This window comes from Rhodococcus sp. 14-2496-1d (assembly GCF_002259365.1).
Classification (GTDB): Bacteria; Actinomycetota; Actinomycetes; order Mycobacteriales; family Mycobacteriaceae; genus Rhodococcoides.
In genome coordinates this window covers 174305-186739 of sequence record NZ_NPFV01000012.1, presented here as the reverse complement: position 1 = coordinate 186739, position 12435 = coordinate 174305, and the positions used below count along the sequence as shown (strand labels likewise).

Genomic DNA, 12435 nt, shown 5'->3' with positions numbered 1-12435 from the left:
CGATCGTCACACGGTCGGCAGGATCGTTCACCCGATTTCGTACGTGGCCGGTCGAGCAACAGATCCGCATCGTCCTCGGCTCAGGTCGTTGCAGTCGCCGTCGCGCGCGAGATGATCTGCTCGATTCGGTCTGCGTCGTCGGCGTCTCTGGGTGCGTAGACGAAGACGTAGGTCTCGGGTAGTCCGAGAACCGGGCGTCCGGCCAAGGGGTGCAGTTCACCCCAACCCGCGGAGATCACGGTCTGCGCATCGTCCGGCTGCATCACCACGTGCAGCGAGCCCTCACTGTCGTGCACGTGCAGAACTTCACCCTTCGTTCGTGAGATCCAGGGCGCAGCGGCACCGATGTCCGTGACGTACAGCGCGTCGCCTCTGCGCTCGAATCGACTGCGCTCGAGGTGAAACGGCCCGCCGGATCGGGCTTCGGCGACCACCGTTGCCGTGAGCCGCTCGATGAGCTCAATGCTGCCACGGTGGGTGAGTTGCCGGTGCGGTATCGGGTAGGGCGCGATCGTCGGACGAGGTCCGGGTCGGTGATCGAGGTGCCAGTGCAGTCCTGGGCTCCCGGCACCGTCGACGGTCGTCGTGTCGCGTCGGGCGAGTGGTTTGAGGGCAGTGGTGATCAGCCAGCCACCGACGTTGGCGGGAAGGCCACCCGGCCCCAGGTCGATCCACGCGGCGTAGTCGTTCCTGACCTTCTGCACGGGATCAACATAGCTGGTGGGGCCGGGCGGGAACAGCCCGTCAGGCCGGGCAGCTCACGGTGTAGGTCCAGACTGTGCCGACCGGTCCGGTGACGCGGACCAGTACAGCGGACGCGGTGCCGGGCGGAACCGACACCACCACCGAGCCGACTCCGGTACTGCCGCCGACATAGCCGGTGTTGTGGATCGGTGCGCCCTGGTAGAAGACCTCGATCTGATCGGGAACATCGACGGTGTCGTAGCTGAGCACGAACGAGGTCGGTCCGGTTCGGCCCAGCTCGTGCAGGGTCTCAGTCACGCCCTCCTCACCCGACATCGTGGAGGCATTGCACTGCTGCGTAGCGATGCCTCCGTTGGCCGAACCGGTGTCGATGCCGAGAATGCCTCCGGCGATGGCACTTCCGCTGCCGAGGATGCGGGCACCGTTGTCGATGATGTTGCCACCGTCGAGGATTGCGCTTCCGCTGTCGACGATCGCGCTGCCACTGTCGACTATGGGTCCGAGTTCGGGTTGGGCGACCGCTGCCGCTGGGACGGCCAGGGCACATGCCCCGGTTGCCAGGGCGACTGCCATCGAACGACGAACCAGGTTCCTGCGAATTCCACTCGTGCGCGCCACATTTCCTCCACCGAAAGTATTCGACGGGCTGTCCGTCTCAGCGATGGTGACACAGTGATCGCGCGTCGAGTATCCCTTGTTCGGATGATCGTGCAGGGCCGAAGATGCTGTGCCCCAGAGGTTGCTGTCATTCGATCGACTGAACGGTCTCAGATGATCGATCCGATCGTGCGCGCCGCGTCGGCGAACTCGCCGGGGTTGGGGCCTGCATAGTTGAGCCGTAGGTACTTGCCGGTGGGTTCGGCGGGAAAGTAATCGTCGCCCGCGCCGACGATGACACCCGCTGCCTTGCATTCCTGCACAATGCGTTCCAGGTCCGAGTCGTCGCGCAGGCGCATCCAGAGATTGAGCCCACCTCGGGGCACCGCGTCGAGGTGCCCACGCGGTGCGAACTCGATGAGGCTGTTGGCCAACAAGTCTCGGCGCGATGCCAACTGAGTGCGCAACCTCCGCAGGTGAGTTCGCCAGGCGGGTTGCGTGACGACGTCCAAGGCGACGGCTTGCAGAATCCCGCTGACGTACATCGATTCGGCGCCGGTGTCGGCGAGGATGCGCTCGTGGGCGGGCCCACGGGCGATCAGGCCGGCCAGGCGAACCGAGGGCGAGACCGTCTTGGTGAGTGAGCGAAGGTAGACGACATGCCCGCCGTCGTCCCGTGCGGCCAGCGGATTCGGCTCGGAGCTGATACCGAAATCGTGGGCCGAGTCGTCCTCGATCAGGAATGCGCCGTGGCGTCGAACAGTGTCGAGGACCCGCTCGGACAACGTGGGCGACCACTGGGCCCCGGTGGGACTGGCGAAGGTGGGTTGCGCGTAGAACGCCCGAGCGCCGGTGTGCGCGAACGCTCGTGCGAGCGCGTCGGGGTCGGGCCCGTCGACGCCGCTGGGTATCGGTACCACACGGACGCCGGCCTGCGTGGCAGCAAGGATCGCACCCCAGTACGTCGGGGACTCCATGAGCAGTGGACGCCCGGCACCGACGAGTGCTCGAAACGCTGTGCTGAGTCCGGTCTGGCTGCCGGGAATGATGACGACGTCACTGGCCGACGGTGGCGTGACGCCCAACGGTGTCGACGCCCCCAACTCGGCCGCGAACCACGCCCGCAGTTCCGGCAGACCCGCGGTGGGGGGTCGGGCGATCACCGAGTCGGTCCGTGACGCACGCGTGAAGGCGGCGTGAACAAGCCTTTCCGGCAACAACTCCCGGGCCGGGTAGCCCGAATGCAACGCGATCACATCGCTCGACGTCGACTGCAGAGCCGCCGGAAGTTGTAGTCGATTGTCCGGCGCTCCCAGCGCCGCCGTCTGCCACCCGTAGTCGTTGGGGCGGGCCGTGCGCACCGTCCTGACGAATGTGCCGACGCCAGGCCGGCTCTCGATGACGCCTTGCGCGATGAGCGTGCGCAGGGCCTTCTGTACCGTGACCGGGCTGGCCGAATGCTCGGCGACCAGGGCGCGGGTGGACGGCAGCCTGGCTTCGGGAGGGGCAGTCGCAATCCAGGTTCTCAGTGCAGAGACGATCCGGGAACTGCTATCGTCGGACATGACACAGCATAGTAGCGCTACTCGTTCTGGGACGGGCCTGCTATCGCGCGCCGGATTGCTCTGGGGCCTGGCGGGCGTTACGGCGTTCTCGTTCACGGTCCCGCTGACCCGCGTCGCGGTCACCGGAGGCCTGTCCCCGCTCTTCGTGGGCTGCGGACGTGCTGTGGTCGCAGCCGCGCTGGCCGCGATAGCGCTCGCCGCTACAGGACAACGGCTCCCGCAGGGACGGCAATGGATTCGGCTCGCAGTGATCGCGGGCGGTGTCGTCGTTGGCTTCCCGGTACTGACGTCGTACGCCCTCACCACCGCATCGGCGGGACACAGTGCCGTGGTCATCGCGTTGCTGCCTGCGGCCACCGCCGCTATTGCAGTTGTCCGCGAACGGCAACCGGTGCGGCCGATGTTCTGGGTGGTCGCAGGCGTGGGGGCCGCCGTCGCGGTCGGCTTCGCTGCGCTGCAAGGCGGACAGCTGACCGGATTGCAGTGGTCGGATCTGTTGCTGCTCGGAGCGGTCGTCGCCGCAGCGGTGGGATATGCCGAAGGCGGGCTGCTGTCGCGAGAACTCGGTGCGTGGCAGACGGTGTCGTGGGCGTTGGTGGTGTCCGTGCCGGTCACCGGAGCGTTGACTGCTCTCGCGTGGTGGCAGCAACCGTCGACAGCGGGGGCAACCGAGTGGGCCGCCTTCGGCTACCTGGCGGTGGTGAGCATGTACCTCGGGTTCTTCGCCTGGTATCGGGGACTGGCGATCGGCCCGATGTCCAGCGTCAGCCAGGTCCAGTTGATCCAACCTGTGCTGACCATCTGCTGGGCCGCGGTCATCCTGCGCGAGGGCTTGACGTGGCCGGTGCTCGTGGGTGGAGCGGCGGTCATCGTGTGTGCAACAGTGGCGGTCCGGACCCGGATGTCGCCGACCGTTCGGCAGGAGGAGTTTTCGAAATGACGAGATCGATCGACCAGGCGCGCAAGCTCGAGAACGTGCGCTACGACATCCGTGGACGCATTCTGGACAAGACCGAGGAACTCGAGGAGCAAGGGCACGCCATCCTGCGACTCAACGTCGGCAATCCTGCCCCGTTCGGTTTCGAGGCACCGGACGAGATCATGATGGCGATGATCCGCAACCTTCCCACCGCACAGGGCTATTCGGATTCCCGGGGCCTGTTCTCCGCCCGCACGGCAGTGGTCCAGTACTACCAGACCAAAGGCCTGACCGATCTCGACGTCGGCGACATCTACCTCGGAAACGGGGTCTCGGAACTGATCACCATGACGATGCAGGCGCTGTGCAACCCGGAAGACGAAATCCTGATCCCGTCGCCCGACTACCCGCTGTGGACCGGCTCGGTGGCCCTGGCCGGTGGTGTGCCCGTCCATTATCTGTCCGACGAAAACCAGGATTGGGCCCCGGACTTCGATGACCTCGAAGCCAAGATCACGCCCCGCACCCGCGCGATCGTGGTGATCAACCCGAACAATCCCACCGGAGCGGTGTACTCACGAGAGGTACTGCAGCGATTCGTCGACCTGGCACGGGAGCACGATCTGGTTCTGCTCGCCGACGAGATCTACGAGAAGATCGTGTACGACGGGGCGGTGATGACCAACCTCGCCACCCTGACCGGGAAAGATGTTCTGTGCCTTACCTATTCGGGTCTGTCGAAGGCGTACCGGGTGTGCGGATTCAGGGCGGGATGGCTGGCGATCACCGGCCCGCGCCGACGCGCGGCGAGCTTCATCGAGGGCATCACGCTGCTGTCCAACATGCGCATGTGCGCGAATGTGCCGGCGCAACATGCGATACAGACCGCGCTCGGCGGCAGGCAGTCGATCGAGGATCTGCTGCTCCCGGCGGGCAGGTTGACCGCGCAGCGTGACCTGGCGCATCGCATGCTCAACTCGATCGACGGAATCAGCTGCGTCCAGGCAGCGGGGGCGCTGTACATGTTCCCCAAACTCGACACCGAACGGTTCGGGATCGTCGACGACGAGAAGTTCGTGCTCGACCTGCTCGAGTCCGAGAAAATTCTGGTCAGTCACGGCCGTGCCTTCAATTGGGATGTGCCCGATCACTTCCGACTCGTCACGTTGCCCAACGTCGACGATCTCGCGACGGCACTCGACCGCCTGGGCAATTTCATGAGCTCCTATCGGCAGTAGCTATCAGCTCTGATCCGGCTCGAACAGGTCCTCGATCGAGCAATCGAACGCCGCGGCGAGGCGAAAGGCGACAGGCAGGCTCGGGTCGAATCGCTCCTTCTCGATCGAGATGATCGTCAGTCGGGTGACGTCGATGCGCTCGGCCAGTTCGTGCTGAGACCAACCCTGCTCGGTGCGACGCCGTCGAACACTGTTCTTCACTCGGACAGTGCGCGATGTCGCGCGTAGGTGTACCGCGCGGTGAACGATGCGAACGCGGCGAGAAGCAGACCGATCAGCAAGAGGGTGGCCGGTGGTTCGGCTCGTGCGATCGAGACAACGGTCAGCGTCAGGCCCAGAGTGCACACCAGGTCGGTGGCCATCCCACTCGATGCGGCCGACGTCCAATGAGATTCGATGCTTTCGCCCGATGCATACGCCGGCTCGGTTGTCGTCGGGGCAACGAAGAGCACCCAGCCCAGCATGGCACCGAACGGAAGAGCGGTGAACCCGAACACCACCGCTGCGATCCCCGGTGCGACCGGTGAGACCAGCCAGGCCAGCAACGCCGTTGCCGAGGCGGCGGCAAGGCCGACTGCGCCGACCGACAGCCATCTGAGTGTCATGTGAGTGCTCCGATCGTAGGTATAGCTCGCTATACGTATAGGAAACCATACATCGGGCCCTCACACTCGGATGATCGGGACGGTGAGAAGACTGTCACCGACGTGCAGCATCGGTGTAGTCGATCGAAACGTGCCAGGTGGTGAGGTGGTGTCACTCAGGAAAGGACCACTGTCATGCCGGATCTCTTCAGCCCGTTCACCCTCAAGAGTGTGACGCTTCGAAATCGAATCGCCATGTCGCCGATGACGATGTACCGCGCCGTCGACGGCAAGATGAACGACTTTCACCTGATGTATCTCGGTGCGCGTGCGGCAGGAGGTTTCGGGATGGTGTTCCCGGAACAGGTTGCGATCACGCCGGACGGTCGTACGACTCCTGGCTGTGCGGGGATCTACGACGACGACCAGATCGAGGGACACGCACGCGTGACGGCAATGATCAAGGAGATGGGATCGGTCCCGGCCATTCAGCTGGGGCACACCGGACGCAAGGGCAGCGAAGTCCCACCGTGGCAGGGCGGACATCAGCTTCCGGCCGACCATCCCGACGGCTGGGAATGTGTGGCGCCATCGGCGATTCCCTACGGCGGTGACCACTCGTTCCCCGTCCACGAACTCACCGTGCCCGAGATCAAGGCCATCCACCAGAGCTACGCCGATGCAGCTGTTCGGGCCGCCGAAGCCGGGTACGAATGGCTCGAAATGCACTATGCCCACGGTTATCTCGGTGCGAGCTTCTTCTCCCCGTTGGCCAACCAGCGCACCGATCAGTACGGCGGCAGCCTGGAGAACCGGGCGCGGTTCCACCTGGAGGCGCTCGACGCGGTGCGTGAGGTGTGGCCCGAGAAGTACCCCCTCACCATGCGATTGGGCTCGGACGATCACCACCCGGACGGTGTCCAGTTCGACGAATCCATGATCGCCATCGGATGGATGAAGGAGCATGGCCTGGACATGGCCGATGTCAGCCTCGGTTTCAACACCGACGACATGGTCGATCCTCCGTTCGGGGACATGGGCTTCATGGTCGAGCGCGCCGCACGCGTCAAGCGTGAGCTGGATATCCCGGTGACCTGCAGCTGGAATCTGGGCGTACCGGAGAACGCCGACGCCGTCATCCGCGAAGGCAAGATCGATGTCGTGCTGCTCGGACGTCCGGCACTGGCCAATCCGCACTGGCCGGTCTGGGCCGCGCGTGAGCTCGGCCACGGGGATCCGTTCTCGCTGGTCCCCGAGGACTGGAGTTGGTGGCTGAAGAACTTCCGTGGACACGACCCGAGCATCGGACTGCCGCCCGCGAAAGTTCTCGACGACGAGCAGGAGAGGAAGATCGCGTAGCAGAGGGAAAGGCCGGACGGCGATCACGGACCATCCGCGGGCGGTAGGGTTCCAAGGGCTCGCATCATGAGGAGCCATGTGGTGTTCTCGTATCGACGCGGAGGTTTGTGATGGCCGGCGGACTCGTAGCCCTGCTCGACGACGTGGCAGCGCTGGCTCGCCTGGCTGCAGCGTCCATCGACGACGTCGGAGCAGCTACCGGCAAAGCGACGGCCAAGGCGGCCGGGGTCGTGATCGACGACGCCGCCGTGACGCCTCAGTACGTTCGCGGTCTCGCGGCCGAACGTGAACTGCCCATCATCAAGCGCATTGCCGTGGGCTCGCTGCGCAACAAGTTGCTGATCATTCTGCCGATCGCCTTGCTGCTCAGCCAGTTCGTGCCGTGGTTGCTCACGCCCATACTGATGCTCGGCGGCTGCTACCTCAGCTACGAGGCGGCGCACAAGATATGGGGCGCACTCTTCGGCCACGGCGATGATCACGCGGCCGCCGAGGACGAGCCGCGTGACGAGGACGCCGTCGTCTCCGGAGCGGTGCGTACCGATCTCATCCTGTCGGCCGAGATCATGGTCATCGCGCTGGACACCATTGCTGCAGAAGGCTTCTGGAGTCGGCTGATCATCCTGGCCGTCGTCGCCGTGGTCATCACGATCGTCGTCTACGGCGTCGTCGCACTGATCGTGAAGATGGACGACATCGGACTGAAATTGGCCGACGGCTCCACAGGGTTCGTCGAGAAGTTCGGCCGAGGCCTGGTCAAGGGCATGCCCAAGGTCATGTCGGTGCTCTCGGTCGTCGGCACCGCAGCGATGCTGTGGGTCGGCGGGCACATCCTGCTCGTGGGTATCGACGAGCTCGGCTTCCATCCCATCTACGAACTCGTCCACCACGGCGAAGAAGCGGTGCGAGGAGTCGCCGGCATCGGCGGAGTGCTGGCGTGGATCGTCAACACACTCGCATCGGCGATCATCGGTGCCATCGTCGGTTGCATCATCGTGGTTGCGCAGCTGGGAATCTCGAAGGCGCTCGCCAAGCGAGCTGCTGCGAAGTAGTGGCTGTACCGGCGACTTTCGCCGTCGTTCATTCCTCAAAGGTGGGGCTGCACAAAATCTTGCTCTGATCAGCGTCGAGCCAGTTCGAGAACCCGTCGCTCGGACGCGGAGACATCGGCGAGGGATGCCGTCAACTCGTCCCATGCCCTCTGAACGCGGAGTTCGTCTCGGCGGAGGCGCTTCTGCGCAGCAGCGAGTCTGCGGCGCTCGGCCAGAAGCAGATTCCGATCGCGATCCTGATCGGCGATGAAGAGGTATGTGTGCGGATCGAACGGATACATGCCAACTCCTATGGTGTGGTGGGGAATCCGTGCATCAGCACCATGACGTGTTCGCGCTCCGCCGATGGTGATTGCTCGCCGTGTCGACGCCACTTGTCGATGACGGCGCGCATTTCCGTCCCCATGGTCTTCGTCTCGTCGGCGGTGAGTCGCAGGACGTCGTCGGAACTGAACGCCGCCGCCACCCATTCCGGCCCCCAGGACTCCGAAGTTCGCCCGAAGTCGTGCAGACGCGACCACTGGTGCGCCAGCCAGGAATCCATGGATGCCTTGGCGACCGACAGCGATTCGGGTGAGTCCGAGAAGTCGTTCTCGGACCAGCTGAACCCTCCCTCGTTGGCCTCCGACCACCAGCGCTGACGTTTGTCGGATCCGTTCTCGACCTCCTTGACGAACCCGTGCTCGGCGAGTTTGCGCAGGTGATAGCTCACCGAGGCGGGTGACTCGTCCACCAGATCGCCGAGCTGGGTCGCCGTCATCGACTTGTTGGCGCGGAGTGCATAGAGCAGGCGGAGCCGAATGGGATGCGTCAGCGCCTTCAGCTCGGACATGTCCGTCAGCTTCCGGGGCGTCCTGTCGGGCGGCGGTGGGGTCATGCGACAACCATAACCCGAAAGAAATATTTCGCAATAGTTCTTTCGGAATTAGCTGCTGTGCACGGTGACGGCATACCCGTCCGGGTCTTGCAGGACGAAGGTCTTACCGAAGGGGCCGTCGAAGGGTGCGGTCAGGATGGGCACGTCGGCCGCGATCAGTGACTCGTGCAGCGCCTCGGCGTCGTTGCACACGAGCCACAGCGCAACTCCGAGTCCCGGCTGACCACTGTCGAGATCTGTTCCGGGAGCTGGGTTTCGGACTGCGAACGGAATCGGTGACGTGGTGAATACCACTGCGCCGGGTGGTGCCTGAGGCGCGCGGACGAGACCCAGACGCGATTCGTAGAAATCCGCGCTGACGGCGAGGTCGCGTACTTGGAGTGAGAGGAAGCTCGGTCCGGAAACAGCTGCAACGGTCATGATGGGTCCTTTCGAGTGGTCGTCAAGTTCTTGACGAGGGAAATGTATGTCAAGATATTGACATGAGTCAAGTGGACGTCGATTCCTCCATCGGTCTGGCCCTCAAGCGAGCCACGTCCGCCCTGCGTTCGGCGATGGACGATGCTCTGAGCGAACTCGACATCACGGTCTCGCAGTACTCGAGCCTCGAACACCTCGCGCACACACCGGGCCTGTCCAACGCCGAACTCGCTCGCGCGGTGTTCGTCAGCAGGCAGGCAACGCATCAGCTGCTGGCCGGGCTCACGCGAGACGGTTTGGTGGAGATCGAGGGCGCCGGTCGTGACCAACGCCTGTACGTGACCGCTACGGGCCGAGAGCGCTTGCGGCAAGCGTCGGCGGCGGTCGCCGCCGTGGAGCAGGCCATGATTGCGTCACTGTCGATGGGCGAGCGAAAAGTGCTGCATCGCAATCTCGTTGCGTGTGCTGAGGCGTTGGGCGGGCACCGGTCTTGACGTCACGCGATCGAGTCGAGGAACTCCAGCATCGCCGCGTTGAACTCACTGGGCCGGTCCATGTTCGCGGCGTGACCGCAGCTCTCCAAGACGACCGATCGACCGAGCGGGTTCAGGTCTACCGACTCGAAAGCATGTGCAGCAGGCCAGAACTGACTGTCACGCGCGGCGACCATCAGGTACGGCTTGTCGATACCGGCAATGGTTGCGCGCCAATCCTGCGCAGCATGATCTGCGAGCAGAGCCCTCATCGGTGGGGTGTCGGGGGACGCCAATTTCGGAATCGCACGTAATGCGAGCACAAGCCTCAGCAGCGACGGTACGGATTTCCACTGGGGCCGCCCGTGACCGGTATCGGGTATTCCGTTGTCGAAGAACGTCGTTCGATTGTCCTCGGTGAGTCCGTAGAACCCGTTGGCCCAGCCCGCGCTGTTGACCATTCTCGGTGTCTGATCCACCGACACGATGGCGCGAACGCGTTCGGTGCCGAACTGCGACACGTACGACCAGATGGTGCTCGCTCCCATCGAGCCGCCGATCAGAACGGCTTCGTCGAGGCCCACCGCCGACAGGAAGTTCGCCACATCGCGTCCGTGCCGCTCCATGGTCGCGCCGTGTGTCGGTGCCTCCGAGGCACCGTGCCCTCGTCGATCGAGCGCCAGAACGCGGTATCCGTTCGCCACCAATGTCTTCTGCTGCAGCATCCAGGTGGTCGCGGGCGCGCAGAAGCCGGCGATGAGCACCACGGCCTGGCCCCTGCCCTCGTCCAGATAGTTCAGGGTGACGGCATCGTCGGTGATGACGGTCGGCATGGACGACACTCCCTCAGGCGAACTCGGCGTGCATTTCCCAGATCATGATCTCGCTCGACGTCGATGCTGTCACACGGTGTCCGCCGGTACCGGTCAGCCGCACCGCGTCACCCTGGTCGAGATCGCCGATGTCCTCGAACACCACTGAACCGTCGGCGACGAAGACGTGACCGAACGGTGCGTCGGGAACGGTGATCGACTGTCCCGGCGCGAGCCGCGCAACATGAAGCGACACAAAGCGATTGCCGATGCGTACGCCGGTCCTACCCGGCATTCCCGATGCGACGCAGACGAGCTCGCCGGATGCCAACTCGTCCCGCACGTCCAGCTCGTCGTACGACGGCACCCGTCCGTCGGCATCCGGTGGAATCCACATCTGCACGACGCGTAGCTTGTCGCGGCTGGTCAGACTCGATGCGTTGCGTTCGGTGTGGCGGATGCCGGTGCCTGCGCTCATGCGTTGAATCAGTCCGGGGCGGATCAGCCCGCTGTGGCCCTCGGAGTCCGTGTGTTCGAGGGTGCCCTCGAGCACCCAGGTGAGGATCTCCATGTCCCGGTGCTCGTGCGAGTCGAATCCCTCGCCGGGAAAGACGGTGTCCTCGTTGTGCACCATCAGCAACCCGTGCGCGTTGGCCGCCAGGTCGTAGTTGCCGGTCGCGGGGAAGGACTGTTTGGAATCGAGCCACTCGTTCCACCAGTGATGGCGCTGCTCCCCGGGAATGTGGCTGATCACGACGCGTGGTTCCGCATGGCCGAGAAAGTCCGGGTCAGTGCCGCAAGATCGTCCGGATCCACGAGGTCGAACATGTTCTTCCGCACCGCCTCGACGTGCCCTGGACTGGCTGCGGCGAGGGTGTTCAGTCCGGCTTCGGTGAGTTCGGCGGACATGCCCCGCTTGTCGTCGTCGCATTTGACGCGCCGGACCCAACCGCAGTCGACGAGTCGGCTGATTGCCCTGGTTACGCCGCTGCGAGTGGTGGTGACGGCGTCGGCGAGTTCGTTCATGCGGCGTCGGCGATCGGGTGCTTCGGAAAGGACCACGAGCAGCTCGAAGTCGGTGAACGAGATCCCGGAGTCGCGCGTGAGCTGATTGTCGAGATCGCGAAGCAGCAGCCGAGTGGCGTCGAGGTACGCGCGCCAGGCCAGCTGTTCGTCCTGGCTGAGCCACCGTGGGGAATCCATGAGTCCATAGTAGTTGACAACGCAACTACTGGGTGTACTGTTCTTGGTAGTTGACGAAGCAACTACTTGACCCGGAGGGTGCAGCGATGACCGACGACATGACTGCCGAAGAGACACGACGCGCGCAGGAACACGAAGAGCAGCGGGACCGTATCCGTACTCAGCACCTCAAGCCCGCAGGCGAACGGCCGGCGTCGTCGGCTCGCGGCCTCCACCACACCGCGTTGGTCAGCAGTGACGTCGAAGCAACGGTCCGCTTCTATCAGGATCTGCTCGAGTTCCCGCTCACCGAGCTCATCGAGAACCGTGACTACCCGGGCTCTTCGCACTTCTTCTTCGATATCGGGAACAGCAACCTGTTGGCATTCTTCGACTTTCCCGGACTCGACGTCGGACCGTACGCCGAGGTGCTCGGCGGCCTTCATCACGTGGCGATCAGTGTCGAACCCGCCAGGTGGGAGCACCTGCGTACCAAGCTCATCGACGCCGGAGTCGAACTGATCGAGCACAGCGAGGTCTCGCTGTACTTCCGCGACCCCGACGGTGCCCGCCTGGAACTGATTGCCGATCCACTCGGCGAGATGTACGGCTCGCACGTCCTCTGAGAACACACCTACTTTCCAGATTCGAG

General features: G+C 64.3%; 17 protein-coding genes. 6 read left to right on the top strand and 11 right to left on the bottom strand.

Translation table 11 applies throughout. The features are described 5' to 3' along the window. Positions 1–80: 80 nt before the first annotated feature. From CH296_RS09170 to CH296_RS09160, 3 genes are all read right to left on the bottom strand, one after another. Positions 81–704, bottom strand: a complete 624-nt coding sequence (locus CH296_RS09170; protein WP_094656652.1) for a hypothetical protein — start codon at positions 702–704, stop codon at positions 81–83. 40 nt (positions 705–744) lie between these two features. Next, positions 745–1278 carry a hypothetical protein gene (locus CH296_RS09165; RefSeq protein WP_179277676.1) on the bottom strand — a complete coding sequence of 178 codons (534 nt, stop codon included), beginning with the start codon at positions 1276–1278 and terminating at the stop codon, positions 745–747. Between the two features lie 194 nt (positions 1279–1472). Further along, the gene (locus CH296_RS09160; protein ID WP_094684549.1) at positions 1473–2867 is read right to left on the bottom strand and encodes a PLP-dependent aminotransferase family protein; all 1395 of its coding nucleotides are present in this window, start codon (positions 2865–2867) and stop codon (positions 1473–1475) included. Here CH296_RS09160 and CH296_RS09155 point away from each other — a divergent pair. Beyond that, positions 2866–3807, top strand: a complete 942-nt coding sequence (locus tag CH296_RS09155) for a DMT family transporter (RefSeq protein ID WP_094646210.1) — start codon at positions 2866–2868, stop codon at positions 3805–3807. The genes CH296_RS09160 and CH296_RS09155 overlap by 2 nt on opposite strands. Continuing rightward, the gene (locus tag CH296_RS09150; RefSeq protein ID WP_094629071.1) at positions 3804–5024 is read left to right on the top strand and encodes a pyridoxal phosphate-dependent aminotransferase; all 1221 of its coding nucleotides are present in this window, start codon (positions 3804–3806) and stop codon (positions 5022–5024) included. Before CH296_RS09155 ends, CH296_RS09150 begins: the two co-directional genes overlap by 4 nt. A 3-nt stretch (positions 5025–5027) precedes the next feature. Here CH296_RS09150 and CH296_RS09145 read toward each other — a convergent pair whose 3' ends face one another. Together CH296_RS09145 and CH296_RS09140 are read right to left on the bottom strand one after the other, a co-directional pair. Beyond that, entirely contained in the window at positions 5028–5225 is a 198-nt protein-coding gene (locus CH296_RS09145) for a helix-turn-helix transcriptional regulator (protein WP_094629072.1), read from the bottom strand. Next, positions 5222–5629: a hypothetical protein gene (locus CH296_RS09140; protein WP_032396903.1), complete on the bottom strand. Its 408-nt coding sequence runs from the start codon at positions 5627–5629 to the stop codon at positions 5222–5224. Before CH296_RS09140 ends, CH296_RS09145 begins: the two co-directional genes overlap by 4 nt. Positions 5630–5803: 174 nt before the next feature. Between CH296_RS09140 and CH296_RS09135 the strand changes: the two genes are divergently transcribed. Then, positions 5804–6967, top strand: coding sequence for an NADH:flavin oxidoreductase/NADH oxidase (locus CH296_RS09135; RefSeq protein WP_094656648.1), 1164 nt, complete (start codon positions 5804–5806; stop codon positions 6965–6967). A gap of 110 nt (positions 6968–7077) precedes the next feature. Continuing rightward, complete coding sequence (locus CH296_RS09130; protein ID WP_045197652.1) at positions 7078–8019, top strand: DUF808 domain-containing protein; 942 nt, start codon at positions 7078–7080, stop codon at positions 8017–8019. A gap of 68 nt (positions 8020–8087) precedes the next feature. Here the strand turns inward: CH296_RS09130 and CH296_RS09125 are convergent, their stop codons facing one another. From CH296_RS09125 to CH296_RS09115, 3 genes are read right to left on the bottom strand one after another with little or no spacing between them, the layout of a single operon-like run. Continuing rightward, on the bottom strand, positions 8088–8300 hold the full coding sequence (locus CH296_RS09125) for a hypothetical protein (RefSeq protein WP_032396900.1): 213 nt from the start codon (positions 8298–8300) through the stop codon (positions 8088–8090). An 8-nt stretch (positions 8301–8308) separates the two neighbouring features. Then, entirely contained in the window at positions 8309–8896 is a 588-nt protein-coding gene (locus CH296_RS09120; protein WP_256980391.1) for a helix-turn-helix domain-containing protein, read from the bottom strand. Positions 8897–8944: 48 nt separating this feature from the next. Next, positions 8945–9316, bottom strand: coding sequence for a VOC family protein (locus tag CH296_RS09115; protein WP_094646208.1), 372 nt, complete (start codon positions 9314–9316; stop codon positions 8945–8947). 62 nt (positions 9317–9378) lie between these two features. On the opposite strand from CH296_RS09115, the gene CH296_RS09110 reads away from it, so the two are divergent. After that, positions 9379–9810 (top strand): MarR family winged helix-turn-helix transcriptional regulator, encoded by a 432-nt coding sequence (locus CH296_RS09110; RefSeq protein WP_094646207.1) that lies wholly within the window; start codon positions 9379–9381, stop codon positions 9808–9810. A 2-nt stretch (positions 9811–9812) separates the two neighbouring features. Here CH296_RS09110 and CH296_RS09105 read toward each other — a convergent pair whose 3' ends face one another. Genes CH296_RS09105 through CH296_RS09095 form a run of 3 tightly spaced genes read right to left on the bottom strand, consistent with a single transcriptional unit; the run spans position 9813 to position 11804 of the window. After that, entirely contained in the window at positions 9813–10622 is an 810-nt protein-coding gene (locus CH296_RS09105; protein WP_094646433.1) for an alpha/beta fold hydrolase, read from the bottom strand. Between the two features lie 13 nt (positions 10623–10635). Further along, on the bottom strand, positions 10636–11355 hold the full coding sequence (locus tag CH296_RS09100) for a pirin family protein (protein ID WP_094684547.1): 720 nt from the start codon (positions 11353–11355) through the stop codon (positions 10636–10638). After that, a complete protein-coding gene (locus tag CH296_RS09095; protein ID WP_094684546.1) occupies positions 11352–11804 on the bottom strand; it encodes a MarR family winged helix-turn-helix transcriptional regulator in 453 nt (150 codons plus the stop codon). The genes CH296_RS09100 and CH296_RS09095 overlap by 4 nt, the downstream gene beginning before the upstream one ends. A gap of 98 nt (positions 11805–11902) precedes the next feature. Between CH296_RS09095 and CH296_RS09090 the strand changes: the two genes are divergently transcribed. Next, positions 11903–12409, top strand: a complete 507-nt coding sequence (locus CH296_RS09090; protein ID WP_373557277.1) for a VOC family protein — start codon at positions 11903–11905, stop codon at positions 12407–12409. Positions 12410–12435: the final 26 nt, after the last annotated feature.